The organism is Pseudoxanthomonas sp. 68-E7, from assembly GCF_057773145.1.
Map to the genome: position 1 here is coordinate 349249 of NZ_JBYMTI010000005.1, position 26729 is coordinate 375977.

Sequence of the window (26729 nt, forward strand, 5' to 3'; positions counted from 1 at the left end):
AGACTGTCATAAATAACTGCCTACAATCGGTCCATGCCCCAATACATACGCTCCGCCTGGTTCAAGACGCTCGGTCAACTGGCGGGTGTGCTGGCCCTTGCGGTGGTGATCGGCCTGCTGATCGGCCATGTCTGGCCGGTGGTCACCCTGGCAGCGCTCGGCGTCGTCGCCTGGCACTACTGGCGCCTGCGCAAGGTGCTGGTGCGGCTGACCGCCCGCCAGCGGATGGAACCGGCGCGCGGCAATGGCGTGTGGAACGAATTGGATCGGCTGCTGTTCCGCGGCCACGCCGAGATGCGCGCGCGCAAGCGCCGCCTGCTGGACATGCTGCGCGCCTATCGCGCCGCCGCCGCCGCGCTCCCGGACGCGGTGGTGGTGGTGGAACGCAACAGCCAGCGGGTGCAATGGTTCAACAAGGCCGCCACCACCCTGCTCGGCCTGCAATATCCGACCGACATCGGCGCGGCGATCGGCGATCGCCTGCAACCGCTGCCGATGTCGCACTGGCTGGCCGCCGGCCGCAATGCCGAGCCGATGCTGGACGCCGCGTCGCCGGTGGATCCACAGTTGCGGCTCAACCTGCGCCTGATTCCCTACTCCGACCAGTACTGGCTGCTGGTCGCGCGCGACGTCAGCAAGATGCTGCGGCTGGAACAGATGCGCCGCGATTTCGTCGCCAACGTCTCGCACGAACTGCGCACGCCGCTGACCGTGGTCCACGGTTACCTGGACATGCTGGATCCGCAGGATTTCCCGGAATGGACGCCGATGCTGGCGGAGATGCAGAAGCAGTCCCAGCGCATGACCCAGCTGGTCGAGGATCTGCTGACCCTGTCGCGGCTGGAAGCGCAGGACAGCCTGCCCGACGAGAGCGTGGCGATGGCGCCGATGCTGGCCACCCTGCGCCGGGAAGCCGAAGCGCTGAGCCAAAAGCGCCACGTCGTGGTGGTGGAAGACGACGCGGGCGTGGACCTGTGGGGTTCCAACAAGGAACTGCACAGCGCGTTCTCCAACCTGGTCAGCAACGCGGTCCGCTACACCCCGGCCGGCGGCACCATCACCGTGCGGTTCGCCCGCGAGGGCGACGGCGCCATGCTGAGCGTGCGTGACACCGGCTACGGCATTCCCGCCGCGCACCTGCCGCGCATCACCGAGCGTTTCTACCGGGTGTCCACCAGCCGATCGCGCGAAAGCGGCGGCACCGGCCTGGGCCTGTCGATCGTCAAACACGTGCTGAACCTGCACCAGGCGCGGCTGGACATCCAGAGCGAGGTCGGCCACGGTAGCGTGTTCTCGGTGCATTTCGGCGGCGAGCGCGTGCATCCACGCACTCCGGCGCCTCCCCCTTCCCTGACGCACAGCCAGATCGCATGAACGCCGCCATCGACACGACGCCAGACCAACTGAGCAACGAAGACGCCCTGCGCGATCCCTCGCTCTACCTCAATCGCGAACTGTCGCAGCTGGATTTCAATTTCCGCGTGCTGGCGCAGGCGCTGGATCCGCAGGTGCCGCTGCTGGAGCGACTGCGCTTCCTGTGCATTTCCTGCACCAACCTGGACGAATTTTTCGAAATCCGCGCGGCCACCGTCCGCCATGCGCAGGACTTCGGCCTGCCGCCCGCCGCCGACGGGCTCAGCCCGACGGTCGTGCTCAACCGCATCCACGATCGCGCCGCCGAACTGGTGGACGCGCAGTACAAGTGCTGGAACGAGGTGCTGCGCCCGGCGTTGAACGAAGCCGGCGTGCGGGTGTTCGGCCGCGGCGCATGGAGCGCGCGCCAGACCCGCTGGCTGCGCGCCTACTTCCGCAACGAGATCATGCCGGTGCTGTCGCCGCTGGGCCTGGACCCGGCGCACCCGTTCCCGAAGATCCTCAACAAGTCGCTGAACATCGTGGTGGTGCTGAAGGGCAAGGACGCGTTCGGCCGCGCCGGCCACCTGGCGATCGTGCGCGCGCCGCGTTCGCTGCCACGCATCATCCACCTGCCCTCGCGCGTGTCCGGCGGCGAGAACGACTTCGTGCTGCTGTCCTCGGTGCTGTCGGCGTTCGTGGACGAACTGTTCCCAGGCATGGAGGTCAAGGGTTCCTACCAGTTCCGCGTCACCCGCAATTCCGAGGTGGTGGTCGACGAGGAGGAAGTGGAGAACCTGGCCCTGGCCCTGCGCGATGAACTGGTCGGGCGCGGCTACCGGCCGGCGGTGCGGCTGGAGATCGCCCAGGATTGCCCGAAGCCGATTATCCGCACCCTGCTGCAGAACTTCGCCCTGCCCGACAACGCGGTCTACCTGATCGACGGCCCGGTCAACCTCAACCGGGTGATCCAGGTGTATGACCTCGTCCAGCGCCCGGAACTGAAGTACCCGGTGTTCACTCCGCGCACCCTGCGCGACAGCGACGCGATCTTCGACAAGGTCGATGACGGCGACGTGCTGTTGCACCATCCCTTCGATGCGTTCACCCCGGTGCTGGAACTGCTGAAGCAGGCCGCGGTGGATCCCAACGTGCTGGCGATCAAGCAGACCCTGTACCGCACCGGCAAGGATTCGGCGATTGTCGATGCGCTGGTGCAGGCGGCGCGCAACGGCAAGGACGTCACCGTGGTGGTGGAACTGCGCGCGCGCTTCGACGAGGACGCCAACCTGGGCGTGGCGGATCGGCTGCAGGAAGCCGGCGTGCAGGTGGTGTACGGCGTGGTTGGCTACAAGACCCACGCCAAGATGCTGCTCATCGTGCGCCGCGAGGGCAAGAAGCTGCGCCGCTACGTGCACCTGGGCACCGGCAACTACCACAGCGGCACCGCCCGCGCGTACACGGACCTCGGCCTGATCACCGCCGACGCCGACATCGGCAACGATGTGCACCTGCTGTTCCAGCAACTGTCCGGGCTGGCCCCGTCGACCAAGCTCAAGCGCCTGTTGCAGTCGCCCTTCACCCTGCATGCCGGGCTGATCCGCAAGATCGAACGCGAAGCCAAGCTGGCGCGCGCGGGCAAGCCGGCCCACATCATCGCCAAGATCAACGCGCTCAACGAGCCGCGCCTGATCCGCGCCCTGTACGCGGCCTCGCAGGCCGGCGTGCGCATCGACCTGATCGTGCGCGGCGCCTGCGCGTTGCGCCCCGGCGTGCCGGGGGTGTCGGACAACATCCACGTCCGCTCGATCGTCGGCCGCTTCCTGGAACACAGCCGGGTCTACTGGTTCGGCAACGACGGCCACCCGGAGGTCTACTGCGCCAGCGCCGACTGGCTGGAACGCAACCTGCTGCACCGGGTGGAAACCTGCTTCCCGATCCTGGATCCGGATCTGGCCAGGCGCGTGGTCCGGGAAGGCCTGCAGAACTATCTGGACGACAACCAGAACGCCTGGGCGCTGGACGCCGACGGCACCTACCGCAAGGTGGTCCCGGCCGATGGCGAGACACCGCATTCGGCGCAGGCGACCCTGCTGGCCGGGGTCTGAGCGCGATGCAAGTGCCTGAAATGGCAGGAACCGCGTTGCCAACCCGCGGCTACTGCCTCTAGGCTTTTCCGATGCCGCCCGTCTCCGCCCCCGTGTCGCCGCCGCCTCGTGACGGCGAACAGCTCGCCGCCATCGATCTCGGTTCCAACAGCTTCCACATGATCGTGGCGCGCTACACCCTGGGGCAGGTGCGCGTGGTCGATCGCCTGCGCGAAACCGTGCGCATGGCCGACGGCCTGGATGGCAAGGGCGGCCTGTCGCAATCCGCGCGCGAACGTGCGCTGGACTGCCTGTCGCGGTTCGGCCAGCGCATCCGCGACGTGCCCGCCACCCGGGTGCGCGCGCTGGCGACGAACACCGTCCGCCAGCTGGCCGATCCCCAGGGTTTCCTGGTGCCGGCGGAAGCCGCCCTGGGCAAGCCGATCGAAGTGGTGTCCGGCCGCGAGGAGGCGCGCCTGATCTACCTTGGCGTGGCCCACGCGCAGCCGCCCAAGCCCGGACAGCTGCGCCTGGTCATCGACATCGGTGGCGGTTCCACCGAGTTCATCATCGGCCGCGGCATGGACACGCTGGAGCGCGAAAGCCTGCAGGCCGGCTGCATCGCCAGCACCCGCCGCTTCTTCCCCGGCGGCAAGATTTCCAAGAAGCGCTGGAAGGAGGCCCTCACCGAGATCGCCGCCGAATTCCAGCAGTTCGCCGGCCAGTACCGCGCACTGGGCTGGCAGGAGGCCATCGGCTCCTCGGGCACCAACAAGGCCATTGGCGAGATCTGCGCCGCCATGAAGCTGACCAAGGGTGCGGTCACCGCCGAGGCGCTGCCGCAGGTCCGCGACCGGCTGCTCCAGGCCGAACGCATCGACGCCATCGATCTGCCCGGCCTGTCCAGCGATCGCCGTCCGATCATCGCCGGCGGCGTGCTGGTGCTGGAGGCCGCCTTCGAGGCACTGGGGCTGCAGCGCCTGATCGTCAGCAAGGCGGCGATGCGCGAAGGCATCCTGTACGACATGCTCGGCCGCGGCAGCGACAACGATCCGCGCGATCTGTCGGTGGCTGCACTGACCCAGCGCTACGGCATCGACGAAATCCAGGCCGCGCGGGTGGAAGCCACCGCCCTGCGCCTGTACCAGCAGGTCGCCGAGGCCTGGAAGCTGGACGACGACGACGCCCGCATGCTCGGCTGGGCCGCGCGCCTGCACGAAATCGGCCTGGCCATCGCGCACAGCCAGTACCACACCCATGGCGCCTATGTGCTGGAGAACTCGGACATCGCCGGCTTCTCGCGACAGGAGCAGCAGGTACTGGCGGCGCTGATCCGCACGCATCGCCGCAACATTCCCAAGACTGCCTTCGACGCGCTGCCCGACCGCCTGCTGCTGTCGGCCAAGCGCAAGGCCGCGCTGCTGCGGCTGGCGGTGCTGCTCCACCGCGCGCACGAAGCCGCGCCGATTCCGCGGCTGGAACTGGCCGCCGACGGCGACGACCTGCGGCTGGTGGTGGACCGGCGCTGGATCGAGGCGCGCCCGCTGCTGAAGTCGGACCTGGTCGGCGAACCGGACGACATGCAGGGCCTGGGCATCGCCTTCAAGCCCTTCGTCGCCTGAGCCGTTCCGGGCCATCCGGCCGCCTCCTGCAAACCCGGACCACCCGCGCTAGACTCCGCCCGGGAATCCGTCGAGGCCATGCCGGGCGACGCCGGATCGGACACGGGCCGATCCGGCGATGCTCCGCCCGCCGCGTGATCGCCGGTCGAACGTTTCCCGCCCTTGCCTTCAGGAGGAAGTCATGCGGAACGACGCTCCCTGGAATTCAATCCTGGCCGAAGGCGGTCCCGGCGCGCTGGCCATCGGCCGCAACGTCGATCGCATGCTCGACGCGGTGCGCACGCACCTGGACATGGACGTGGCCTTCATCTCCGAATTCGGCGGCCGCTACCGGACCTTCCGCCACGTGGTCGGCGCGATCGAGCCGATGCCGATCCGCCCCGGCGACACCAGCCCGCTCGACGAAGGCTACTGCCTGCGGGTGGTCGAGGGCCGCATCCCGCAACTGATTCCCGACACCCGCGCGGTGCCCGCCCTGGCGGCGATTCCGGAAACCGCGCAGGTGCCCATCGGCGCGCACATCAGCGTGCCCATCCGCCTGCGCGACGGCCGCGTCTACGGCACGTTCTGCTGCTTCAGCCTGCGTCCACAGTCATCGCTGGGCGATCGCGATCTGCACATGATGCGCGCCTTCGCCGATCTGCTCGCGTACCAGATCGACGGTAGCCTGGAGGCCGTGCGCGAGCACCAGGAGAAGGTCGAACGGATCACCTCGGTGCTGGAAATGGGCCAGCCGAGCATCGTCTACCAGCCGATCTACCACCTGGCCGAGGAACGCATCGTCGGCGTCGAATGCCTGTCCCGCTTCGACACCAATCCGCCGCGCCCGCCGGATCTGTGGTTCAACGAGGCCCGCGAAATCGGGCTGGGCGTGCGCCTGGAACTCAACGCCATCCTCACCGCGCTCGATGGCCTGCGCCACGTGCCCGGGGATTTCTACGTATCGGTCAATGTCTCCCCGCAGACCCTCATCAGCGGCGAGATCGCCGGCTACCTGGACGAGTTGCCGCCGCACCGGCTGGTGCTGGAGATCACCGAGCATGCCTATGTGGAGGACTATGCGGTGCTGCGCGAGCAGCTGGCGCCGCTGCGGCGCCAGGGCGTGCGGGTGGCGGTCGACGACGCCGGCGCGGGCTACGCCAGCATGCGCCACGTGCTGGCCACCAGTCCGGACATCATCAAGCTGGACATGACCCTGACCCGCAGCATCGACAGCGATTCGCCGCGACGCGCCTTGGCGGCCGCACTGATCGCCTTCGCCCGCGAAACCCATAGCGGCATCGTCGCCGAAGGCGTGGAAACCGCCGCCGAACTGGCCGCGTTGCGCGCATTGGGAGTACCCGACGCGCAGGGTTACTTCCTGTCGCGGCCGCTGTCGCTGGCGGCCCTGATCGCCTTGCTGCACCCGCCGGGCAAGCGCGTCCACTGACCGCAGCGGCGGGCGGTCGCGCTCTGGCATGATCCGCTGCCCTGTCCGGAACCGAAGCCATGCGGCGCTACCCGATTCCCCACACCGATCTGCGGGCCTCGCGCATCGCCTATGGCTGCATGCAGTTGAGCCGGGCCTGGGACGACAGCGATCCCACGGCGGATGAGCAGCGACAGGCCGCCCTGTTGATCGAAACCGCGCTGGAACAGGGCATCAACCTGTTCGACCATGCCGACATCTATGCGCGGGGCAAGTCGGAGCGATTGTTCGGCGATTGGCTGGCCGCGGCGCCATCGCGCCGCGACGGCCTGATCCTGCAATCCAAGTGCGGCATCCGCTTCGCCCACGATCCCCATCCGGATTCGCCGGGCCGCTACGATTTCAGCCACGCGCATCTGCTCGCCTCGGTCGAAGGCAGCCTGCGCCGGTTGCGCACCGATTATCTGGATCTGCTCCTGTTGCACCGGCCGGATCCATTGGGGGTGCCGGAGGAAGTCGCCCGCGCGTTCGACGATCTGCACCGCAGCGGCAAGGTCCGGCATTTCGGGGTCAGCAACCACGCCGCCAGCCAGATCGCGCTGTTGCAGGCGCATCTCGACCGGCCGCTGGTGGCGAACCAGATCGAAATCAGCCTGCTGCACCACCATCTGGTCAACGAAGGCGTGATCGCCGCGACCCGCGGCACCGCCTATACCGCCTCGGCCGGCACCCTGGACGAATGCAGGCATCGGGGCCTGTTGGTACAGGCGTGGTCGCCACTGGCCGGTGGCCGCCTGTCCCGGCCTGAAACCGCCGAGCCCGCGCTGCGACCGACCGCCGAAGCGGTGGCGGCGGTGGCCGCGCACCACGGCGTGTCCGCCGAAGCCATCCTGCTGGCCTGGCTGTTGCGCCATCCCGCCGGCGTCCAGCCGGTGATCGGCACCACCCACCCCGAGCGCCTGGCCGCGGCCTGCGCCGCGGATGGCATCGAACTGGACCGCGAGGCGTGGTACGCGTTGTTCACCGCGGCGCGGGGCGGGCCGGTGCCTTGAAAGCGGGGATTGGGGATTGGGGATTGGGGACTATCCGTTTTTGCCTCCCCCTTTGCGGCGCTTCTCACCGCCGGATGGCGGGTCAAAAGGGGGATCGAGGGGGATTCGCTCTTCGATCGAAAGGCAAATCCCCCGTCACCTGCTTTCGCAGGTGCCCGCCCCCTTTTTCAAACGGGGCATGTGCTTCCGGTTCCTGGCGTCCTGGCTTCCAGGACGCATTCTCCGACCCCGGACTCCGCACCCTGTCACGCGAACGCCATGTAACTGCAATGCGGGTTTCATGGCCGGTCTCCACCATGCGCAAAACGTGGAGTCGCGCATGCGGTACGCCATCGTCACCGAAACCTATCCGCCCGAGGTCAACGGCGTCGCCTTGACCGTGCAGGGCCTGGAACAGGGACTGCGCGCGCGCGGGCACCAGGTCTCGCTGGTGCGGCCGCGCCAGGACGGCGATCCGCGCGAACCCGACGGGGTCACCCTGGTGCGCGGCGCGGCGCTGCCGCGCTACCCCGGACTGAAATTCGGCCTGCCGGCGGCACGCCGCCTGGCCAGGCTGTGGAGCGAATCCGCGCCGGACGCGATCTACGTGGCCACGGAAGGCCCGCTGGGGTGGTCGGCACTGCGTGCGGCACGGGGGCTGGGCATTCCGGTCGCGACCGGCTTCCACACCCGCTTCGACGAGTACATGCGCGACTACGGCGCCGCGTTCCTGCAGCAGACCGCGATGCGCTGGATGCGACGCTTCCACAATGGCGCGGGCGCGACCCTGGTGCCGACCCGCGAACTGCAGGACTTCCTGACCTCGCAGGGCTTCGCCCGGGTGGTGCGGCTGGCGCGCGCGGTGGATACCTCGCAGTTCTCGCCCGGACACCGCGATATGGCACTGCGCGCGCAATGGGGGGTCGGCGAAGATACGCCGGTCGCCATCTACGTGGGCCGGATCGCGGCCGAGAAGAACCTGGCGCTGGCGGTGCACGCGTTCCGCGCGCTCCAGCGCGAGCGCCCCGACGCGCGCTTCGTCTGGGTCGGCGACGGTCCGGCGCGCGAGCGGCTGGCGGCGGCCAATCCCGATTTCGTGTTCCGCGGGGTGCAGCGCGGCAATGCACTGGCGCGGCATTTCGCCAGCGGCGACCTGTTCCTGTTCCCCAGCCACAGCGAAACCTTCGGCAACGTCACCCTGGAAGCGATGGCCAGCGGCGTGCCGACCGTGGCCTTCGACTACGGCGCCGCGCGCGAGCACCTGCGCAGCGGCGAGCATGGCTTCGCGGTCCGCGACGACGATGCATTCGTGTCCGCGGTCATTCAGCTGGGCACCGACGATGAGCTGCGCCGACGCCTCGGCGCGGGCGCCTGCGAGGCCGTGCGCCCGCTGCGTCCGGAACAGGTCGCCACCGACTTCGACAACCTGCTGGCCGGTCTGGCCGCGCAAAGGAGGCCGCATGAGAACGTCGCTACCGCGTAACGTGCTGCGAGGCCGCGACACCGGCTGGTGCCTGCGCGCCAACCGCCTGGGAGAATGGCAGGGCGTGCGCCGTTTCTTCGCGGTGATCAGCCGCCTGGGCGATGGCGTGTTCTGGTACGTGCTGATGGGCGCGCTGATCGTGGTGGACGGCCTGGATGGACTGGCCGCCTCGGCGCACCTGGCCGCCACCGGCGTGATCGCGCTGACCCTGTACAAGCTGCTCAAGCGCTGGACCCGGCGTCCGCGCCCGTTCGCCTCGGACGTGCGCATCCGCGCATGGATCGCGCCGCTGGACGAGTTCAGCTTCCCGTCCGGACACACCCTGCATGCGGTGGCCTTCACCATCGTCGCGCTGGCGCACTATCCGATGCTGGCGGCCCTGCTGATTCCGTTCGCCGCCTGCGTGGCGGTTTCGCGGGTGGTGCTGGGCCTGCATTATCCCAGCGACGTGCTGGCCGCCACCGCGATTGGTTCGGCGCTGGCGGGACTGTCGCTGTGGCTGGTGCCGGGCGTGTCATTGTTCGCCTGATCCGCTCGCCACCGCCCAGATAAAAAAGAAGGCCGGATTCCTGCGAATCCGGCCTTCTTCAGTTCACCGGGACCGCGCTCAGTTTTCCAGCAGCGGCTTGCGCGGCAGCTTCTGCTCGCGCATCGCGGCGTGGTAGGCGAACGAGGCCAGGATCGCCGCGGCCTGCTTCAGGTCTTCGGGCGCCGCGTGATCGTAGGTGTCCAGATCGCTGTGGTGGACGTTGCTGAAGTAGTCCAGCCCATCCTGCACGAACTGGAAGCCCGGCAGGCCGACGCGGTCGAACGAGACGTGATCGGTGCTGCCGGTGTTGCGCACGGTCACGATGGTGGCGCCGACATCGTTGAACGGCTTCAGCCAGGCTTCGAAGATCGGCATCGCCGCCTGGTTTTCCTGCGCGTAGATGCCGCGGATCTTCCCGGAGCCGTTGTCCAGGTTGAAGTAGGCCGAGAACTTGTCGTAGTCGCGCTTGCGTTGCAGCGGGCCGGTACGCTCCTGGAAATAGCGCGGCAGCTTCTTCTGTTCCGGATCGGTGGCTTCCGGATAGTCGGCGAAGTGCTTGGCGACATAGGACGCCGAACCGATCAGGCCCTGCTCCTCGCCGCTCCACAACGCCACCCGGATGGTGCGGCGCGGCTTGGCGCCGACCGCCTTGAGGATGCGCATGGCCTCCATCATCACCGCCACGCCGGCGGCATTGTCGGCCGCGCCGGTGCCGGCATGCCAGGAGTCCATGTGCGCGCCGATCATCACGATTTCATCGGCCTTGCCGCTGCCGGGGATCTCGGCAATCGTGTTGTAGCCGGGATCGTTGGTCTCGCTGGTGAATTGCGCATCCACGTTGATGCGCAGGCGCACGTCCTGCTTGCGCTCGATCGCGCGCAGCAACGGGTTGTAGTGCTCCGCCGCCACTGCCAGTTCGGGAATGCCGGCCGGCTCGCCGGCGCGGCGCGAACCGCCGCCGCCGACCCGGATGATGCCGTTGTCCCAGCCACTGATGCTGAGCGCGGCCAGCGCGCCTTCCTCGGTCAGGAAACGGTTGGTCGCCTGCACCAGGTCCTGGCGCTGGCGGTATTCGGCCAGGCGCTTGCCGCGGTCGGCCGGATTGCTGTCCTTGGGCACGCTGAAGGAGAGCAGTTCGGTGAGGCCGGCCTCGTCATAGCGGCGCGAATCCGGCTCGGTGCCGGGCTTGTATTCGCGGGCGTCGCTGAGCAGGACGATCTTGCCTTTCAGCTTGCCCTTGTACTTGTCCAGATCCGCCTTGGTCTTGAGGGTGACGACCACCGCCTCGCCCTCCACCGGGCCTTGCGTGCCGGGCGTCCAGGCCTTGGGCACCGCGCGCAGCGAGGTCACCCGCGGCGCCAGCAGTTCCACGCTCGCGGAGCGGTAGGTCCAGCCGCGGCCGAAGTCGTCGAACGCCTCGTCATGGACGTTGGACAGGCCCCATTCGGTGAACTTGCCGCGCGACCAGGCATTGGCCTGCGCCATGCCCGGCGAGTTGGTCAGGCGCGGTCCGATTTCCTCGGTCAGATGGCCGAAGGTCGCCATCACCTGCGACCGGTGGAATGCCTCCTGGCGGATGCGGTTGACCATGTCCAGGTCCACCGGCTCATTCGCCTGGGCCACTCCGGCCAGGCCCAGGCACAACGCCATCACGCTCTGCTTCAACACGCCCCTGCTCTCCCCGGGTTCGTCCCCGACTGTGCACAAAGGATCGAGTCTGCCCCGGCCAAAGGTCATGGTCCCCCTGCCATCAGTCATGGTTGGCGGGAGAGGAGGCGAGAGCGTGGCTCAGCGGAACGGTTCGCGACGGGCCCGCTGCAATGCGGGAATGCCCTGCCCGGCCCAGTCGCGGTCATTGGCGACCTGCGCCTGCCCGCGGCTGGTCTCCAGCGCGTCGAAATCCAGATCCGCGACCGCCCACGCCTGCGCGCCGGTCGTCCGCGCAAGCACGCCATCGGCGGGGAATCCACGATCCATCGGCGCGAACAGCGCCGCCTCGCCGGTATTGACGTCCAATGCCGGACTCCATTCGGCGATGCCGGCGGTGACCGCCTGGGCGACGAAGAAGCGATTTTCCAGCGCGCGCGCCAGGCACCCGACCTGCACGCGGGTGGCGCCGGCTTCGGTGTCGGTGCAACTGGGCACCACCAGCAGGCGCGCGCCGGCTTCGTATTGCGCACGCACCGGCAGCGGGAATTCGCTGTCGTAGCAGACCGCGATGCCCGCGCGCACGCCTTCGACATCGAACACCTTGAGCGCGTCGCCAGCTTCGATCACGCCGGTCGCCTTCTCGAAACCGGTGAGCTGCAGCTTGTCCTGCCAACCGTGGGTACCCTCGGGCGCGAACCAATAGCTGCGGTTGCGATAGCGTCCCTCACCCGTCGCCAGCAGGAACGAACCCGCCACCACATGCAGCCGCAGTTCACCGGCCAGGCGCGCGAACAGGTTCATCCAGTCCGCGTGCAGCGCCTGGGTCGCGGCGAGCGAAGCATGAAGATCGCCGCGGATGTCCGCGTCGAAGATCGCGGCCAGTTCCAGCGACAGGTATTCGGGCAGCACCGCCAGCTGCGCGCCCTGCGTGGCCGCCTCGCCCAGCAACCGCGCCAGGCGCTCCGCGAACGCAGTGAAATCCGCAGGGGCCTGGATCGGATATTTGGCAACGGCGACCTTCATCGGCCCGCCTCCAGCGGACGCAGCCAGAACGTCAGCGCATGCGGAATTTCGCCCCGGTCGATTTCGTCCCAGTCCAGTCGCATGGTCATGCCGTCCCGGCGCTCGTAGCCACGCTTGTGCCAGAAGGCGTCGTTGCCGCGATGCTCCGCCGGCCGGCGCGGATCGTCCGGGTCCCGATCCACCGCGCAGAACGCGGTCCAGCGGAAACCGCCCAGCGCGCGCGCATGCGCCTCGCGCCGATCGAAGAAGGCATGGCCGATGCCGCGCCCGCGGTACGCCGGCAGCAGCACCGATTCGCCGAAATAGAACACCTCGCGCGGATCGATGTCCGACGCCAGGAAGGGTTGGCGGAACGCCTCGCCGTCGTCCAGCAGCGGCAGTCCGGTGGACGCGCCAATCACGCGATCGCCCTCCAGCGCCAGCACGAACACGCTGCGCGGCGATGCCGCGTAGGCCGCCAGGTAATCGCGCTCGTAGTCGAAATCGCCTTCGTACAGATAGGGCCAGTCGCGGAACACGGCCACGCGCAGGCGTGCCACGTCGGCCAGCCAGGGACCGATGTCCGGTCCCTGCAACACGCGCAGGATGAGGGAGTTTTCCATCCACGCACTTTAGCGCAGCCTTCGCCGGGCCCGGCGACGCTCAGGGCATGCCGTCGTTGCCCGGCCAATCGGGCGGCGGTTCGACGCCGCCGCGTGCCAGCCTGCGCCCCACCGCCACGAGGGCGCCGGCCAACAGGCCGCCCAGCGTGAGCAGGGCGTGCATGAGCATCACCAACAGCACGCCGAAGCCTTCGCCGGGCCCGCCCTGGTGGTCCGGCTGCGCGACCGCATGGCAATGCTGCAACCACAGCAGGGACAACAGCAGTTGGGGCAACAGGAACAGCGCGCCGAACAGGCGCCATGAAATCACCGCCGCCATCACATAGAACAGCGACAGCAGCACGGTCGCGAGCAGCAGCACCGGCATCAGCCCGCATCCTCGACCGCCAGCTCATGGCGATCATCCCAGGCATACACCACCACGCCCGACGCCGGCAGCACCCACAGGCGCGCGTGTCCATCGTGCGAGCAGGCGGTGTAGCGACCCGCCCGCGCGCCCTTCGACGCCGTTCGCCAAGGGCCCCATGCCATCGGAGCGCCATGCCGCGAAAGGCCTTCCCTGGCCTCGGTCGCGTCCTGCAGGAACATCATCGGCCTGGCACGCAGCGCCGCGCGCGTGTCCGCAGCCAGCCGGAACCACAGATCGCCCCGGCGCACGTGCCGCAGCGGCAGCAGCAGGGCCGCCAGTCCGCTCTGGCCGGCGCCTGCCAACCGGCCGGTTCCGTCATGGACGGCAATCACGGCCTCCGTGCGCAGGCAGGCCGGCAACACCCGGCAGGCACGGCGATGCAGGGTCTGCTGATCCAGCATGGCGGGCCTCAACGCAATCCGTTGCCCAGGTCGTACCAGTCCACCTTGCGGGTGACCCACATGATCACCGCCAGGATGCCGAACAGCAGCAGCGTGCCCATCAGCAGCGCGTTGGTCTCCGACAGCAGCAGCATGTACAGCACGCCGTACAGCGCGGTCAGCATCACCGCGAATCCCGCCGCCCGCAGCCAGCTGCGCAATACCCCGGACAGGTAGAAGAACTGCAGCCCGATGCACGCCACCGCCGACACCAGATAGGCCTTCCAGAAGGCGATGTGCTCGGACAGGCTGAGCAGCAGCAGGAAGAAGATCGCCAGCGCCAGACCGACCAGCAGGTACTGCAGCGGATGGATCGGCAGGCGCTTGATCAGTTCGAACAGGGCGAAGCCGACGAAGGTCAGCACGATGAACAGGATGCCATACTTGCTGGCGCGATCGGCCTGCGTATAGATATCCACCGGATCGACCAGGTGGATGTCGGCGCTGTCGATGCGGGTCAGCGCGGGACCTTCCGACGAGGCGTCGATGGCGACCTTGCCGGTCAGCGGCATGCGCCGGGTGAAATCGCCTTCCGCGCTGGCCAGCTGCGCCTGCGCGTTGCTGGCCAGCGAGGAAATCTCCCAGTTGGCGGTGAATCCGCTCGCCTCGACGCTGCGCTGGGTCGGCAGGAAGCGGCCGCCGAACAGCGGATGCGGCCATTGCGAATGGACATCGATGCGGTTGCTGTCGGCGATCGGGCTGATGCCCAGCGACCCGGTGCCGGCCAGGCCGAACTCGAGTTGCACGTCGCTGGCCGGCAACGGCAGGCCATTCCCATTCCCCAGCACCGCGTGGACGCCGCTCATCCGCGCGGACATTGCGCCGGTGCCGCCCTCGAAGGCGAGCGAACGCCCGTCGACCCTGACGGCGGGCGTGCCGACCAGTCCGCGCACGTCGCTCAGGCCCATCACCAGGATGGGCGTGCCATAGGTACGGCCATCCGCCTGTTCCAGCGCCAGCGGCTCGAAGTGGGCGCTCATCCGCGCCGACCACTGGTAGGTCCGCACGTCGTACAGCCCGATACGCCGCAGCGCCGGCTTCATGCCACCGCCCGCCTGCAGGGTCTTCGGCGTCTGCAGCACGTAGCCGCGCACGGTTTCCTGGCGGATCTCCGGCTTGCCTTCCGCGTTGACCACGGTGGCGTTTGTGGTCTTCTGCCAGGGCACCACCCGCAGCGGTCCGATCACCTGTTGCGGACCGGCCATGCTTTCGGCAATCCGCTCCACCGCCTGGGCCTGGTAGCGTTCGCGATCGCTGATCACGCCGCGCACCATCAGCAGGGGAATCATCAACAGCAGCACCAGACCGCCCACGGTCAGGAACCGCAATAACAGCTTCAACGACTTCATGTCTTCGCCCATCCGGCTGTGGAGATGGGCAAAGCCTGATGCCCACCGATGGGCAGGCGCGGAAGCGTGCTTGAAGTCTGTGTGAAGTGGGACGCCCGTGCCTTCTTCCCCTGCAGGAGCGACCTGAGTCGTGACTCGACCCAATGAAGCGTCGCGACTCACGTCGCTCCTGCAAGGATGGAGATCTGATCAGGCCGCGGGCAGGGTCAGGAGGGCTTCGGCGCCGCCGTCGGGGCGGTTGCGCAGGACGATGTCGCCGCCGTGCAGGCGCGCCACTTCGCGCACGAACGGCAGGCCCAGGCCGGAACTGCGCAGCCCGGTGCCGGGCCGGGCCAGCGAATAGAAGCGTTCGAAGATGCGCTCGAGCGCGAAATCGGGAACGCCCGGGCCGCGATCGCGCACGCTCAGCTGGATGCGGTCCTCGACGCCTTCCGCCGCCAACTCCACCTCCGCGCCGTCCGGCGAGAACGCGATGGCGTTGTCGAGCAGGTTGCTGAGCGCCTGGCGCAGCAGGAACGGATCGCCGCTCAGACGCAGCCCGGGCGCCGCGCGCACGCGCAGCGCCAGGCCGCTGGCCCGCATCTCGCCCGCCTCGCGCGCCGCTTCCAGCAGATCGTCCACCGCCAGCGATTGGCGCTTCTGCAGCCAGCCATGCTGTTCGACTTCGGCCAGCGCCAGCAGCTTGTCGATGGTTTCGGTCAGGCGCTGCTCCTGGGTCTGGATGTTGCGGGCGAACCGCTGCCGCTCCGGCTCCGGCAGCGGCTCCTGCAACAGTTCGGCCGCGCCCCGGATTGCCGCCAGCGGGCTCTTCATCTCGTGGGTCAGCGACTGCACGTACTGTTCGACATAGGCCTTGCCTTCCAGCTTGCGCCGCATCGCTTCCAGCGCGCGCCCCAGATCGCCGATTTCATCGCGGCGCGGCTTGGGGGGCGGCACCGGCTCGCCGGCCGCCACCGCCTGGGCATAACGGTTGAGGCGGTTGATGCCACGCACCAGCCACCAGGTGATCAGCACGCCGATCAGGGCCGACAACCCGATCAGCCAGGCGCCGCGGCGCATGATGCTGTGCTGGCTGGCGGTGATGAAGGGATCGATGGTGTGGTTGGGCTGGGCCACGGTGAGCACGCCGATCAGGCGATCGCCATCACGGATGGGCGCGGCCACGTGCATCACCGTGCGCTCCGGATCATCGGCCGATTCCGGGCTGGAGCGGGCACCGTATTGCCCGCGCAGGGTCAGGTGGACGTCGTTCCAGCGCGAGTTGTCGCGGCCGAGGTCACGGCCCTGCGAGTCGTAGACGACGATGCCGCGCGCATCGGTGACCGTCACCCGGTATTCGATGTGGCGCTTGGGGAAACTCCAGATGCGCGCGCGCAGGTCGCGCCCGGCCGCCTCGGCCACCTTGCGGGCGAATTCGCCGTCGCCGATCCGCCCGGCCTTCAGATCGTCGGCGGCCATCACCGCCAGCAGGTTGGCGGTATCGACCAGGGTCGATTCCATTGCTTGGCGCACGCCCGGCTTGACCTCGTTGACGAACACCCGCATCACGAAGAACGCGGCCAGTCCCACGATCAGGAAGAAGGCCAGGAACAGGCGGACGCCCAGGCGCATGCTCAGATCTCGATGGCGTAGCCGAGTCCGCGGTGGGTGCGGATCGGATCCGGATCCGCGCCCGCCGCGCGCAGCTTGCCGCGCAGGGTCTTGACGTGGGTGTCGACGGTGCGATCCATGCTTTCGGCGTCGCTGTCCCAGCCGCGATCCATCAACTGCGTCCGGCTGAGAATGGCGCCGGGGCGCTGCAGCAGCGCGGCCAGCAGCACGTACTCGTAGCGGGTCAGATCCAGCGGCCGGTCGCGGTAGTGGACACGATGCCCATCACGATCGATGGCGAAGTCGCCCTGGCGGATCCAGCCCGCCTCCGGCGCCGCGGCATGCGCGCGCCGCAGCCGGGCACGCACCCGCGCGACCAGTTCACGCGGCGAGAAAGGCTTGGCGACGTAGTCGTCGGCACCCAGTTCCAGTCCCAGCACGCGATCGATCTCGTCGTTGCGCGCGGTCAGGAAGATCACCGGCACGTCGCTGAAGCCGCGCAGTTCCCGGCAGACGTCGAAACCGCTGGCGTCGGGCAGGCCGACATCCAGCACCACCACGTCCACCCCGCCGGCGCGCACGCGCGGCGCGACCTCGCGGGCCAGTTGGCAGTGTTCGGCGTCCATGCCTTCGCTGCGCAGTGCGTACAGCACGGTGTCGGCGATGGCGGGTTCGTCTTCGGCGATCAGGATCAAGGGCATGCGGCACAGGATAGTCGTCCCCCGCACGCGCCGCCACGCGACCCGCCTCAGCCTGTCGCCATCCGGGCCGGGGTGGCGCCGGCGCCTTCGGCCATTTCCGCGATCAGGCGCGGCACCAGCCTGTCCAGTTCGCGCTCGGCCGCCGCCAGCGAACCGGCCAGGCGCGCGTCGGCGAATTCGTCGTACTCCACCGCGATGCGGTCCACCCGGTCGATGCCCAGGTAGGCCAGCGGCACGGCGATGCCGTCCTCGACATGGTTCAGGTGCGCCAAGCGTCCGCCCGGGTCGTAACCGGCATCGCCGCGCGCGCCCAGCAGTACCAGCCGCCGCCCCTGTCCGGCCAGCATCGGCCAGTAAGGCTCCCCCGCCCGGCTGCGATCGAAGCCGAACGTGCGCCCGACCCGCACCACGTTGTCGATCCACGCCTTGAGCTGCGCCGGCATGCCGAAGTTGTACATGGGCGCGGCGATCACGACCAACTCGCTGGCAATCAGTTCGTCCACGAGGGTATCGCTCTCGCGCAAGGTCTCGCGCATCCGCGGGTCGCGCCGCTCCGGCCGGGTAAACGCCGCGCGCACCCAGTCGCCGCTGACCGGTGCGGGCGGATGCAGGCCCACGTCACGGTGCACCACCCGATCGTGCGGGCGCAGTGCCTGCCAGCGGCGGAGGAACCCGGCGCTGAGACGGCGGGTGTGCGAGCCATGCGCCTGCTGGTCCGAGCGGCCCGGGCGGGCACTGGAATCGATGCACAGGATGTTCATTTAAACTCATCTTGGACAGCGCACCGGGACAGGTGCATGCCGCGCATTTTCCCGGGACGTTTGTCCCGAAAAAAACGATATTTGCGAATCCATACAGATGAGTGAAATTCATCCTATTACCCGGCTGCCGTCGTTGAACGCGCTACGGGTGTTCGAAGCGGCCGCGCGGCATCTGAGCTTCAGGCGGGCGGCGGAGGAACTGGCGCTCACCCCCACCGCCGTCAGCCACCAGATCCGCCTGCTGGAAGATCGCCTCGGCCTGCCGCTGTTCACCCGCCAGGCCCGGCGGGTGGCCCTCACCGAGGCCGGCCAGCGGCTGTACCCGGTGTTGCGCGACAGCTTCGACAGCATCGGCCAGGTCCTGGCATCGCTGCGCACGCCCTCGCCGCGGCTCGCGGTCACGGTGTCGGCCACGCGCGGCTTCGCGGCGCAATGGCTGCTGCCACGGCTGCCGGCGTTCGCCGCTGCGCACCCGGACATCGATCTGCACCTGCACGCCTCCGACGCGCCGGTGGATCTGCTCCAGGGCCAGGCTGATCTGGCCCTGCGCTATGGCCGGACACCGCCGCCGGGCCTGTACGCAGACATCCTGCTTCGATGCCGTTTCGCGCCGGTCTGCAGTCCGCGCCTGAAGCTGCGCGATCCGGCACGCTTGCCTTCGTTCCCGCGCCTGCGCTTTGAATGGCGGCAGCGCGATCGCGCCACGCCCGATTGGCCGCTGTGGTTGCGCAAGGCCGGACTGGCGGCGGGCGATGCGCCGGAGCGGATGTTCTCCGACGAGTCGCACGCGATCGTCGCGGCGATCTCCGGCCAGGGCGTGCTGCTGGCGAACCTCGCGCTGGTGGCCGGCGAACTGCGCGCCGGTACCCTGATGCAACCTTTCGGGCCGGTGCTGGAAGGCCATCCGATCCGGCTGTTGTGGGCGCCACGCCACGCGGGCAACCAGACGGTGATGCGCGTGCGCGCCTGGCTGCGCGAACAGGCCGGCGAGCCTCTGGATGCCGGTACTGGCGCCGACGCTTTGCCGGCGATCGCTTGAATCCCGGCATACTCCACCGATGAACTACCGCCACGCCTTCCACGCCGGCAACCATGCCGATGTCCTCAAGCACGTCCTGCTGCTGGCCCTGCTGGACGCCCTGAAGCGCAAGGACACGCCGTTCTTCGTGCTGGACACGCATGCCGGCCGCGGCCGCTACCTGCTGGGCGGCGGCGAGAGCCGCAAGACCGCCGAGGCCGATGGCGGCATCGTCCGGCTGTTCGACGCGGCGCGCCTGCCGGCCCCGGTGGAGGCCTACCTGCGCGCGGTGCAGGCGGACAACCCGGTCGGCGCGCTGGTGGCCTACCCGGGTTCGCCGCTGCTGGCGGCACAGGCGATGCGTGCGCAGGACCGGCTCGCCGCCTGCGAACTCCAGCCCGAGGAGGCCACCGAGCTCAAGGCGCTGTTCGCCCATGACGCGCGGGTGGCGGTGCATGCCCGCGACGGCTACGCGGCGATGCACGCCCTGTTGCCGCCGCGCATCGGCGACACCCGCTTCGCGCGTGGACTGGTGCTCATCGATCCCCCGTACGAGGCGCAGGACGCGGAGTACCCGCAAATCCTCGACGCCCTGCGCGACGGCCTGCAGCGCTGGCCGAACGCGACCTACGCGGTGTGGTATCCGATCAAGCAGCGCCGCAGCCTGCAGCCGTTCTTCCGCAAGGCCGCCGCATTGCCGGCCAAGGCGGCGCTGGTGGCCGAACTGCAGATCCGTCCGGACGATTCACCGCTGCGGCTCAACGGCAGCGGCATGCTGGTGATCAATCCGCCCTGGCAGTTCGATGCCGCGATCGCGCCGGTGCTGCCGGCCCTGCAGGCGGCGCTCGGCGAAGCGGGCGCGAGCACCCGGCTGGAATGGATCCGGCGGGAGCGCTAGCCGGCACGCGCCCGGACCTGCCGGGCCCTCGCCAACGCCCTGATCCCGCGTCGCCGCGCGGGGCCTGTGCGAGAATCGCCGCTCCCTTCCCCGCAGGTCCCTCCATGGCCGGATCCAGCCTGTTCGCCCTCATCGACGACATCGCCAGCCTGCTGGACGACGTCTCGGCGATGACCAAGATCGCCACCAAGAAGACCGCCGGCGTGCTCGGCGACGATCTGGCCCTCAATGCGCAGCAGGTGTCCGGCATCAAGGCCGATCGCGAACTGCCGGTGGTGTGGGCGGTGGCCAAGGGCTCGCTGGTCAACAAGGCGATCCTGGTGCCGGCCGCGCTCGCCATCAGCGCGCTGGAAACCTGGCTGCACGGGCGCGGGGTGAACATCCCCCTGATCACCCCACTGCTGATGCTGGGCGGCGCCTTCCTCTGCTACGAGGGCGTGGAGAAGCTGGCGCACAAGTTCCTGCACGGCAAGCAGGAAGGCGACCAGGAGCATGCCGAACGCCTGCGCGCGGTCCAGGACGAACAGGTCGACATGGTCGCGTTCGAAAAGCAGCGCATCCGCGGCGCGGTCCGCACCGACTTCATCCTGTCGGCCGAAATCATCGTCATCTCGCTGGGCACGCTGGCCGGGCGCACCTTCACCGAACAACTGCTCACCCTGGTGGCCATCGCGCTGATCATGACCGTGGGCGTGTATGGCCTGGTCGGCGGCATCGTCAAGCTCGACGACGCCGGCATGGCGCTGAACCGCGATGGCCGCGAGGGCGGCTGGCCGCGCTTCAAGCGCGCGCTCGGCCGCGGCATCCTGCACAGCGCGCCGTACCTGATGAAATTCCTGTCCATCGCCGGCACCGCCGCGATGTTCCTGGTCGGCGGCGGCATCCTGGTGCACGGCATCGCCGCCCTGCACCACTTCATCGAGCCTTATACGAACGGGGCGCTCGGCGGACTGCTGTCGATGCTGTTCAACGCCGGGGTCGGCATCGTCGCCGGTGCCGTGATCCTGGCGGTGACGACCCTGCTGGGACGCCTGCGCGGCAAACGCCACGCTGCCTGAACCGCTGTTCAGGCAGCTCGCCGGATCGGCGGATTTCATGCGAGCATGATCACATGACCGCGCCGAAACGACTGCCGCCCTGGCATGAACACTTCCGCCTGCCCAGCGGGCGCGAGCTGCTGATTCGCCCGATCCGCCCCGAGGACGCCGGCCCCATCCAGGGCGCTTTCACCTTGCTTGGACCGGACGAGATCCGCCAGCGGTTCCTGTACGCGCTGCGTGAGCTGACCCCGGAGATGGCCCAGCGCCTGAGCCAGCCCGATCCGCAGACCGAGTTCGCCCTGGTCGCCGCCGAGTCGCTGCCGCCGGGCGAGGCCCTGGTCGGCGCGGTGGCGCGGGCGTCGGTGGTCAACCGCACCCGCGAGGCCGAGTTCGCCATCCTGGTCAGCCATTTCATCGCCGGCCAGGGACTGGGCCGCCACCTGATGCGCCGACTGGTGAAGTGGGCGCGTTCGAAGAAGCTGGACCGCCTGTACGGCGACGTCCTCGACAGCAACCTGCCGATGCTGCAACTGGCGCAGTCACTGGGCTTCAAGCAGGTCCGCGAGGCCGACGCCTCGCCCGGCCTGGTGCGGGTGGTGCTGGACCTCAACGAAGGCCCCTGATCGGGCCGCTTTCCGACCGGCGGACGGCCGTCCGCCATCGGCATCGCCGTCATCATGACTGTCTGGGGAGGCCTGCGGCAGGTGCTGTCGCGCGTGATCGGAGGGCGCCCCGATGGGCATCGACGAAACCCGGCTCAACACCTTCCTCGGCAAGGCGGTCGAGGACCTTGGCGCGGCCATCAGCGCCACCCTGATCCTGGCCGGTGATCGGCTGGGCCTGTACAAGGCGCTGTCGGAAGGCCCGCTCACCCCCACCGCGCTGGCCGAACGGACCGGCACCCACGAGCGCTACCTGCGCGAATGGCTGGCCAACCAGGCCGCCGGCGGCTATGTCGCCTACGACCCCGCCAGCGGCGAGTACCGCCTGGAGCCCGAACAGGCGCTATGCCTGGCCGATCCGGCCAGCCCGGTCGATCTGCCCGGTGCCTACTACATCATCGAGGCCGTGTTCCACGCGCTGGACCGCACCGTGGACAACTTCCGCACCGGCGCGGGGCTGGAATGGGGCGATCACCATGCCTGCCTGTTCCATGGCACCGAGCGCTTCTTCCGCGCCGGCTACAACGCGCATCTGCTCGGCGAATGGCTACCGGCGCTGGACGGCGCGATGGCCAAGCTCACCGCCGGCGCGCAGGTCGCGGACGTCGGTTGCGGCCACGGCGCGAGCACGCTGCTGATGGCGCGCGCCTACCCCGCTTCGCGTTTCATCGGCTACGACTACCACCCCGAATCGATCCGGGTCGCCGGCGAACGCGCGCGCGAAGCCGGGCTCGACAATGCCCGCTTCGAAGTGGCCGACGCCACCGGCTACGCCGAACGCGACTTCGACCTGATCGCCTTCTTCGACTGCCTGCACGACATGGCCGATCCCGTCGGCGCCGCCCGGCATGCGCGCCAGGCGCTGAAGCCGGACGGACATTGCCTGCTGGTGGAGCCGTTCGCCGGCGACAACGTCGAGGACAACCTCAATCCGGTCGGCCGGGTGTACTACGGCGCGTCCTCGCAGATCTGCGTGCCGGTGTCGCTGGCCCGCCACGGTCCGGCGCTGGGCGCGCAGGCCGGCGAGGCGCGCCTGCGCGCGGTGATGGAAGCCGGTGGCTTCGGCCGCTTCCGGCGCGCGGCGCAGACTCCGTTCAACCTGGTGTTCGAAGCACGCCCCTGAACCACGGGAGACGCCCATGCCCCGCTATGTGATCGAACGCGACATTCCCGGTGCCGGCCAACTGGCGGCCGACGAGCTGAAAGCCATCTCGCGCCGTTCCTGCCAGGTGCTGGAAGGACTGGGACCGCAGGTGCAATGGCTGCAGAGTTATGTCACCGCCGACAAGGTGTACTGCGTGTACCTGGCGCCGAACGAAGACCTGATCCGCGAGCACGCGCGGCAGGGCGGCTTCCCGGCCGATCGCATCGCCGAAGTCCGCGCGGTGATCGACCCCGTCACCGCCGAATGAGCACGCATGACCCGCTTGCCGCCGGCATTTAGCCGGGCGGCAGGCCTGGCGCGGTAGACTGGCGGTCCTTTGCGCTGGTGGCCGATGACGCCTCCGGCGCTGCCGCTGTTTTGTGCGCCGATGACTTCCATCAAGAATTCCGCTTCCTCCCATCCCGTTCCTCCCCTTCCCGGCGGTACCCAGGCCCGCGCCTGGTGGCGCGTGCCGGCCTCGCCATCGGCGTTGGCCTGGTTCCTGATGCGCGCCGCGCTGGCCCACGACGGCCCGGTGGTGGCGATCGCGCGCGACAACCACAACGCCCACCAGCTGGAAGCCGATCTGCGCACGCTGCTGGGCGAACAGGGCCGGCCGGACCTGCCGGTGCTGCCGTTCCCGGACTGGGAAACCCTGCCCTACGACCGCTTCAGCCCGCATCCGGACATCGTCTCCCAACGCCTGGCCGCGCTGCACCGTTTGCCCACGCTGAAGCGCGGCATCGTGGTGGTGCCGGTGCAGACCCTGATGCAACGGTTGCCGCCGTTGCGGCACGTGGTCGGCGGCAGCTTCGACTACCGGGTCGGCCAGGTGCTGGATTTCGACGCGGAGAAGCGGCGCCTGGAAACCGCCAGCTACCGGCACGTGCCACAGGTGCTGGACCCGGGTGATTTCGCCGTCCGCGGCGGCCTGCTCGATGTGTATCCGATGGGCGCGGACGCGCCGCTGCGCATCGAACTGCTGGACGACACCATCGATTCGATCCGCGAGTTCGACCCGGAAAGCCAGCGCTCGCTGGAAAAGACCGACGCCGTGCAGCTGCTACCCGGCCGCGAGGTGCCGCTGGACGATGCCTCGCTGGCGCGGGCGATGAACCTGCTGCGCGAACGCTTCGACGTGGATACCCGCCGCAGCGCGCTGTACCAGGACCTGAAGTCCGGGCTGGCGCCGGCCGGGGTGGAGTACTACCTGCCACTGTTCTTCGAACAGACCGCCACCCTGTTCGACTATCTGGGCGATCGCGCACTGCCGCTGCTGGCCGACGGCGCGAGCGCCGCGGCCGATGCGTTCTGGGCGCAGACCCGCAACCGCTACGAACAGCGGCGTCACGATATCGAACGGCCGCTGCTGCCGCCGGAGGAGCTGTACCTGCCGCCGGACACCCTGCGCGAGCGCCTGAACCAATCGCCGCGCATCGAGGTCTGTGGCCCGGATCATCCGCGCCACGCCGACGCCGCGCCGCTGGGCGATCAGCCGGCGCCCACCCTGCCGTTGGCGCAGAAGGATCAGGTGCCCGGCCTGGCGTTGCGCTCGTTCCTGGATCACTACCCCGGACGCGTGCTGATCGCCGCCGATTCGGCCGGTCGCCGCGAAGCCCTGCTGGAAGTGCTGCAATCGGCGGAGTTGAAACCCGCGGTGCTGCACGATCTGCCCGCCTTCCTCGCCGATGGCCCCCGCTTCGGCATCGCGGTGGCGCCGCTGGAAGACGGGTTCGCACTGGACGCGCCGGCGATCGCGGTGCTCACCGAGCGCCAGCTGTTCCCCGAGCGCGCCACCCAGCCCTATCGCCGCAAGCGCACCGGGCGCGAACCGGACAGCATCATCCGCGACCTCGGCGAGCTCAGCGAAGGCGCGCCGATCGTCCACGAGGATCACGGCGTCGGCCGCTACCGGGGCCTGGTGGTGCTGGAAGCCGGCGGCCTGCCCGGCGAATACCTGGAAATCGAATATGCCAAGGGCGATCGGCTGTACGTACCGGTCGCGCAGCTGCACCTGATCAGCCGCTACTCCGGTGCTTCGGTGGAAACCGCGCCGCTGCACTCGCTCGGTGGCGAGGCCTGGACCAAGGCCAAGAAGAAGGCCGCCGAGAAGGTCCGCGACGTCGCCGCCGAACTGCTGGAAATCCAGGCGCGCCGGCAGGCCCGCGCCGGTCTGGCGCTGCCGGTGGATCGGGCGATGTACGAGCCGTTCGCCGCCGCCTTCCCGTTCGAGGAAACCCCGGATCAGCACGCCGCCATCGAGGCGGTGCTGCGCGATCTGGGCAGCAGCCAGCCGATGGATCGGGTGGTCTGCGGCGACGTCGGCTTCGGCAAGACCGAAGTGGCGGTGCGCGCCGCGTTCGCCGCCGCCAGCGCCGGCAAGCAGGTGGCGGTGCTGGTGCCGACCACGCTGCTGGCCGAACAGCACTACCGCAACTTCCGCGATCGTTTCGCCGACTGGCCGCTGCGGGTGGAAGTGCTGTCGCGCTTCAAGACCGCCAAGGAGATCAAGGCCGAGCTGGAGAAACTGGCCGAAGGCAAGCTGGACGTGATCGTCGGCACCCACCGGCTGCTGCAGCCGGACGTGAAGTTCAAGGACCTGGGCCTGGTCATCGTCGACGAGGAGCAGCGCTTCGGCGTGCGCCAGAAGGAAGCGCTGAAGGCGCTGCGCGCCAACGTCCACCTGCTGACCCTCACCGCCACGCCGATTCCGCGCACGCTCAACATGGCGATGGCAGGCCTGCGCGATCTGTCGATCATCGCCACCCCGCCGGCCAACCGCATGGCGGTGCAGACCTTCATCACCCCGTGGGACGGCACCCTGCTGCGCGAGGCGTTCCAGCGCGAACTCTCGCGCGGCGGCCAGGTGTATTTCCTCCACAACGACGTCGAAACCATCGGCCGCATGCAGCGCGAACTGCAGGAACTGGTGCCGGAAGCGCGCATCGGCGTCGCCCATGGGCAGATGCCCGAGCGCGAGTTGGAACAGGTGATGCTGGGCTTCCAGAAACAGCGCTTCAACGTACTGCTGTGCACGACGATCATTGAATCGGGCATCGACATCCCGAACGCCAACACCATCGTCATCCACCGCGCCGATCGCTTCGGCCTGGCCCAGTTGCACCAGTTGCGCGGCCGCGTCGGCCGCTCGCACCATCGCAGCTACGCCTACCTGGTGGTGCCGGACAAGCGCAGCATGACCGCCGACGCCGAGCGCCGGCTGGACGCGATCGCGGCGATGGACGAACTCGGCGCCGGTTTCCTGCTCGCCACCCACGATCTGGAAATCCGCGGCGCCGGCGAACTGCTGGGCGAGGACCAGAGCGGGCAGATGGCCGAAATCGGCTTCAGCCTGTACACCGAACTGCTGGAACGCGCGGTGCGCTCGATCCGCCAGGGCAAGCTGCCGGACGCGGATCTGGGCCAGGAGGCGCGTGGCGCCGAGGTGGAACTGCACGTGCCGGCGCTGATTCCCGACGACTACCTGCCCGACGTGCATACCCGCCTGACCCTGTACAAGCGCATCAGCAGCGCGCGCGATCGCGACGAGTTGCGTGACCTGCAGGTGGAGATGGTCGATCGCTTCGGCCTGCTGCCGGACCCGGTCAAGTACCTGTTCGCCACCGCCGAACTGAAGCTCGACGCCACCGCGCTGGGCATCCGCAAGCTGGACCTGGGCGAAGCCGGCGGCCGCATCGTGTTCGAGGCCAGGCCGAACATCGATCCGATGGCGGTCATCCAGTTGATCCAGAAGCAGCCCAGGCTCTATGCGATGGACGGCCCCGACAAGCTGCGGGTGAAAGCGCCGCTGCCCGAGGCCGCGGGCCGTTTCAATGCGGCGAAGGGGTTGCTGACCACGCTGCAGGCATCCTGACCATCGCAATGCCCCGTAGGAGCGACATGAGTCGCGACCGCTTTTCAGATCATGG

Annotated in this window: 23 protein-coding genes; 14 read left to right on the forward strand and 9 right to left on the reverse strand. The window is 68.9% G+C overall.

The window, feature by feature from the left end:
* Positions 1 to 33 precede the first annotated feature (33 nt).
* The 7 genes from phoR to AC3DE2_RS14560 all read left to right on the forward strand — a co-directional run bounded on the left by phoR (position 34) and on the right by AC3DE2_RS14560 (position 9513).
* Positions 34 to 1374, forward strand: a complete 1341-nt coding sequence (gene phoR / locus AC3DE2_RS14530) for a phosphate regulon sensor histidine kinase PhoR (protein WP_295375488.1) — start codon at positions 34 to 36, stop codon at positions 1372 to 1374.
* A complete protein-coding gene (ppk1, locus tag AC3DE2_RS14535; RefSeq protein WP_295375486.1) occupies positions 1371 to 3461 on the forward strand; it encodes a polyphosphate kinase 1 in 2091 nt (696 codons plus the stop codon). Before phoR ends, ppk1 begins: the two co-directional genes overlap by 4 nt.
* Before the next feature lie 71 nt (positions 3462 to 3532).
* Complete coding sequence (ppx, locus tag AC3DE2_RS14540) at positions 3533 to 5062, forward strand: exopolyphosphatase (RefSeq protein ID WP_488426784.1); 1530 nt, start codon at positions 3533 to 3535, stop codon at positions 5060 to 5062.
* Between the two features lie 181 nt (positions 5063 to 5243).
* Entirely contained in the window at positions 5244 to 6491 is a 1248-nt protein-coding gene (locus AC3DE2_RS14545) for an EAL domain-containing protein (RefSeq protein ID WP_488426785.1), read from the forward strand.
* 59 nt (positions 6492 to 6550) lie between these two features.
* Positions 6551 to 7522, forward strand: a complete 972-nt coding sequence (locus AC3DE2_RS14550; protein WP_488426786.1) for an aldo/keto reductase — start codon at positions 6551 to 6553, stop codon at positions 7520 to 7522.
* A 319-nt stretch (positions 7523 to 7841) separates the two neighbouring features.
* Positions 7842 to 8984: a glycosyltransferase family 4 protein gene (locus AC3DE2_RS14555; protein ID WP_488426787.1), complete on the forward strand. Its 1143-nt coding sequence runs from the start codon at positions 7842 to 7844 to the stop codon at positions 8982 to 8984.
* Positions 8962 to 9513, forward strand: coding sequence for a phosphatase PAP2 family protein (locus tag AC3DE2_RS14560; RefSeq protein ID WP_488426788.1), 552 nt, complete (start codon positions 8962 to 8964; stop codon positions 9511 to 9513). Before AC3DE2_RS14555 ends, AC3DE2_RS14560 begins: the two co-directional genes overlap by 23 nt.
* A 78-nt stretch (positions 9514 to 9591) precedes the next feature.
* Here the strand turns inward: AC3DE2_RS14560 and AC3DE2_RS14565 are convergent, their stop codons facing one another.
* The 9 genes from AC3DE2_RS14565 to AC3DE2_RS14605 form a co-directional block, all read right to left on the reverse strand.
* On the reverse strand, positions 9592 to 11163 hold the full coding sequence (locus AC3DE2_RS14565) for a M28 family metallopeptidase (RefSeq protein ID WP_488426850.1): 1572 nt from the start codon (positions 11161 to 11163) through the stop codon (positions 9592 to 9594).
* 138 nt (positions 11164 to 11301) lie between these two features.
* Entirely contained in the window at positions 11302 to 12186 is an 885-nt protein-coding gene (locus AC3DE2_RS14570) for a carbon-nitrogen hydrolase family protein (RefSeq protein ID WP_488426789.1), read from the reverse strand.
* The gene (locus AC3DE2_RS14575; protein ID WP_295375712.1) at positions 12183 to 12788 is read right to left on the reverse strand and encodes a GNAT family N-acetyltransferase; all 606 of its coding nucleotides are present in this window, start codon (positions 12786 to 12788) and stop codon (positions 12183 to 12185) included. The genes AC3DE2_RS14570 and AC3DE2_RS14575 overlap by 4 nt, the downstream gene beginning before the upstream one ends.
* 40 nt (positions 12789 to 12828) lie before the next feature.
* Positions 12829 to 13155 carry a hypothetical protein gene (locus tag AC3DE2_RS14580; RefSeq protein WP_295375714.1) on the reverse strand — a complete coding sequence of 109 codons (327 nt, stop codon included), beginning with the start codon at positions 13153 to 13155 and terminating at the stop codon, positions 12829 to 12831.
* Positions 13155 to 13598, reverse strand: a complete 444-nt coding sequence (locus AC3DE2_RS14585; protein WP_488426790.1) for a hypothetical protein — start codon at positions 13596 to 13598, stop codon at positions 13155 to 13157. The genes AC3DE2_RS14580 and AC3DE2_RS14585 overlap by 1 nt, the downstream gene beginning before the upstream one ends.
* An 8-nt stretch (positions 13599 to 13606) precedes the next feature.
* Positions 13607 to 14986 carry a cell envelope integrity protein CreD gene (creD, locus tag AC3DE2_RS14590; protein ID WP_488426791.1) on the reverse strand — a complete coding sequence of 460 codons (1380 nt, stop codon included), beginning with the start codon at positions 14984 to 14986 and terminating at the stop codon, positions 13607 to 13609.
* 189 nt (positions 14987 to 15175) lie between these two features.
* Complete coding sequence (creC, locus tag AC3DE2_RS14595) at positions 15176 to 16597, reverse strand: two-component system sensor histidine kinase CreC (protein ID WP_488426792.1); 1422 nt, start codon at positions 16595 to 16597, stop codon at positions 15176 to 15178.
* Between the two features lie 2 nt (positions 16598 to 16599).
* Complete coding sequence (gene creB, locus AC3DE2_RS14600; protein WP_488426793.1) at positions 16600 to 17277, reverse strand: two-component system response regulator CreB; 678 nt, start codon at positions 17275 to 17277, stop codon at positions 16600 to 16602.
* Between the two features lie 47 nt (positions 17278 to 17324).
* Entirely contained in the window at positions 17325 to 18038 is a 714-nt protein-coding gene (locus AC3DE2_RS14605; RefSeq protein WP_488426794.1) for an FMN-dependent NADH-azoreductase, read from the reverse strand.
* Positions 18039 to 18135: 97 nt separating this feature from the next.
* Between AC3DE2_RS14605 and AC3DE2_RS14610 the strand changes: the two genes are divergently transcribed.
* From AC3DE2_RS14610 to mfd, 7 genes are all read left to right on the forward strand, one after another.
* Positions 18136 to 19077: a LysR substrate-binding domain-containing protein gene (locus AC3DE2_RS14610; RefSeq protein ID WP_488426795.1), complete on the forward strand. Its 942-nt coding sequence runs from the start codon at positions 18136 to 18138 to the stop codon at positions 19075 to 19077.
* A gap of 19 nt (positions 19078 to 19096) precedes the next feature.
* Positions 19097 to 19954 carry a 23S rRNA (adenine(2030)-N(6))-methyltransferase RlmJ gene (locus AC3DE2_RS14615; protein ID WP_488426796.1) on the forward strand — a complete coding sequence of 286 codons (858 nt, stop codon included), beginning with the start codon at positions 19097 to 19099 and terminating at the stop codon, positions 19952 to 19954.
* A gap of 104 nt (positions 19955 to 20058) precedes the next feature.
* Positions 20059 to 21012 (forward strand): DUF808 domain-containing protein, encoded by a 954-nt coding sequence (locus tag AC3DE2_RS14620; protein WP_488426797.1) that lies wholly within the window; start codon positions 20059 to 20061, stop codon positions 21010 to 21012.
* A gap of 53 nt (positions 21013 to 21065) precedes the next feature.
* Positions 21066 to 21617, forward strand: a complete 552-nt coding sequence (locus AC3DE2_RS14625; protein ID WP_295375729.1) for a GNAT family N-acetyltransferase — start codon at positions 21066 to 21068, stop codon at positions 21615 to 21617.
* 112 nt (positions 21618 to 21729) lie between these two features.
* The gene (locus tag AC3DE2_RS14630) at positions 21730 to 22779 is read left to right on the forward strand and encodes a class I SAM-dependent methyltransferase (RefSeq protein ID WP_488426798.1); all 1050 of its coding nucleotides are present in this window, start codon (positions 21730 to 21732) and stop codon (positions 22777 to 22779) included.
* A gap of 16 nt (positions 22780 to 22795) precedes the next feature.
* Entirely contained in the window at positions 22796 to 23068 is a 273-nt protein-coding gene (locus AC3DE2_RS14635) for a DUF4242 domain-containing protein (protein ID WP_295375733.1), read from the forward strand.
* A gap of 120 nt (positions 23069 to 23188) precedes the next feature.
* The gene (gene mfd / locus AC3DE2_RS14640; RefSeq protein WP_488426799.1) at positions 23189 to 26674 is read left to right on the forward strand and encodes a transcription-repair coupling factor; all 3486 of its coding nucleotides are present in this window, start codon (positions 23189 to 23191) and stop codon (positions 26672 to 26674) included.
* Positions 26675 to 26729 lie beyond the last annotated feature (55 nt).

Coding starts and splice junctions, on each gene's coding strand:
- phoR (WP_295375488.1), top strand. CDS start 34: ATGCCCCAATACATACGCTCCGCCTGGTTCAAGACGCTCGGTCAACTG.
- ppk1 (WP_295375486.1), top strand. CDS start 1,371: ATGAACGCCGCCATCGACACGACGCCAGACCAACTGAGCAACGAAGAC.
- ppx (WP_488426784.1), top strand. CDS start 3,533: ATGCCGCCCGTCTCCGCCCCCGTGTCGCCGCCGCCTCGTGACGGCGAA.
- AC3DE2_RS14545 (WP_488426785.1), top strand. CDS start 5,244: ATGCGGAACGACGCTCCCTGGAATTCAATCCTGGCCGAAGGCGGTCCC.
- AC3DE2_RS14550 (WP_488426786.1), top strand. CDS start 6,551: ATGCGGCGCTACCCGATTCCCCACACCGATCTGCGGGCCTCGCGCATC.
- AC3DE2_RS14555 (WP_488426787.1), top strand. CDS start 7,842: ATGCGGTACGCCATCGTCACCGAAACCTATCCGCCCGAGGTCAACGGC.
- AC3DE2_RS14560 (WP_488426788.1), top strand. CDS start 8,962: ATGAGAACGTCGCTACCGCGTAACGTGCTGCGAGGCCGCGACACCGGC.
- AC3DE2_RS14565 (WP_488426850.1), bottom strand. CDS start 11,163: ATGGCGTTGTGCCTGGGCCTGGCCGGAGTGGCCCAGGCGAATGAGCCG.
- AC3DE2_RS14570 (WP_488426789.1), bottom strand. CDS start 12,186: ATGAAGGTCGCCGTTGCCAAATATCCGATCCAGGCCCCTGCGGATTTC.
- AC3DE2_RS14575 (WP_295375712.1), bottom strand. CDS start 12,788: ATGGAAAACTCCCTCATCCTGCGCGTGTTGCAGGGACCGGACATCGGT.
- AC3DE2_RS14580 (WP_295375714.1), bottom strand. CDS start 13,155: ATGCCGGTGCTGCTGCTCGCGACCGTGCTGCTGTCGCTGTTCTATGTG.
- AC3DE2_RS14585 (WP_488426790.1), bottom strand. CDS start 13,598: ATGCTGGATCAGCAGACCCTGCATCGCCGTGCCTGCCGGGTGTTGCCG.
- creD (WP_488426791.1), bottom strand. CDS start 14,986: ATGAAGTCGTTGAAGCTGTTATTGCGGTTCCTGACCGTGGGCGGTCTG.
- creC (WP_488426792.1), bottom strand. CDS start 16,597: ATGCGCCTGGGCGTCCGCCTGTTCCTGGCCTTCTTCCTGATCGTGGGA.
- creB (WP_488426793.1), bottom strand. CDS start 17,277: ATGCCCTTGATCCTGATCGCCGAAGACGAACCCGCCATCGCCGACACC.
- AC3DE2_RS14605 (WP_488426794.1), bottom strand. CDS start 18,038: ATGAACATCCTGTGCATCGATTCCAGTGCCCGCCCGGGCCGCTCGGAC.
- AC3DE2_RS14610 (WP_488426795.1), top strand. CDS start 18,136: ATGAGTGAAATTCATCCTATTACCCGGCTGCCGTCGTTGAACGCGCTA.
- AC3DE2_RS14615 (WP_488426796.1), top strand. CDS start 19,097: ATGAACTACCGCCACGCCTTCCACGCCGGCAACCATGCCGATGTCCTC.
- AC3DE2_RS14620 (WP_488426797.1), top strand. CDS start 20,059: ATGGCCGGATCCAGCCTGTTCGCCCTCATCGACGACATCGCCAGCCTG.
- AC3DE2_RS14625 (WP_295375729.1), top strand. CDS start 21,066: ATGACCGCGCCGAAACGACTGCCGCCCTGGCATGAACACTTCCGCCTG.
- AC3DE2_RS14630 (WP_488426798.1), top strand. CDS start 21,730: ATGGGCATCGACGAAACCCGGCTCAACACCTTCCTCGGCAAGGCGGTC.
- AC3DE2_RS14635 (WP_295375733.1), top strand. CDS start 22,796: ATGCCCCGCTATGTGATCGAACGCGACATTCCCGGTGCCGGCCAACTG.
- mfd (WP_488426799.1), top strand. CDS start 23,189: ATGACTTCCATCAAGAATTCCGCTTCCTCCCATCCCGTTCCTCCCCTT.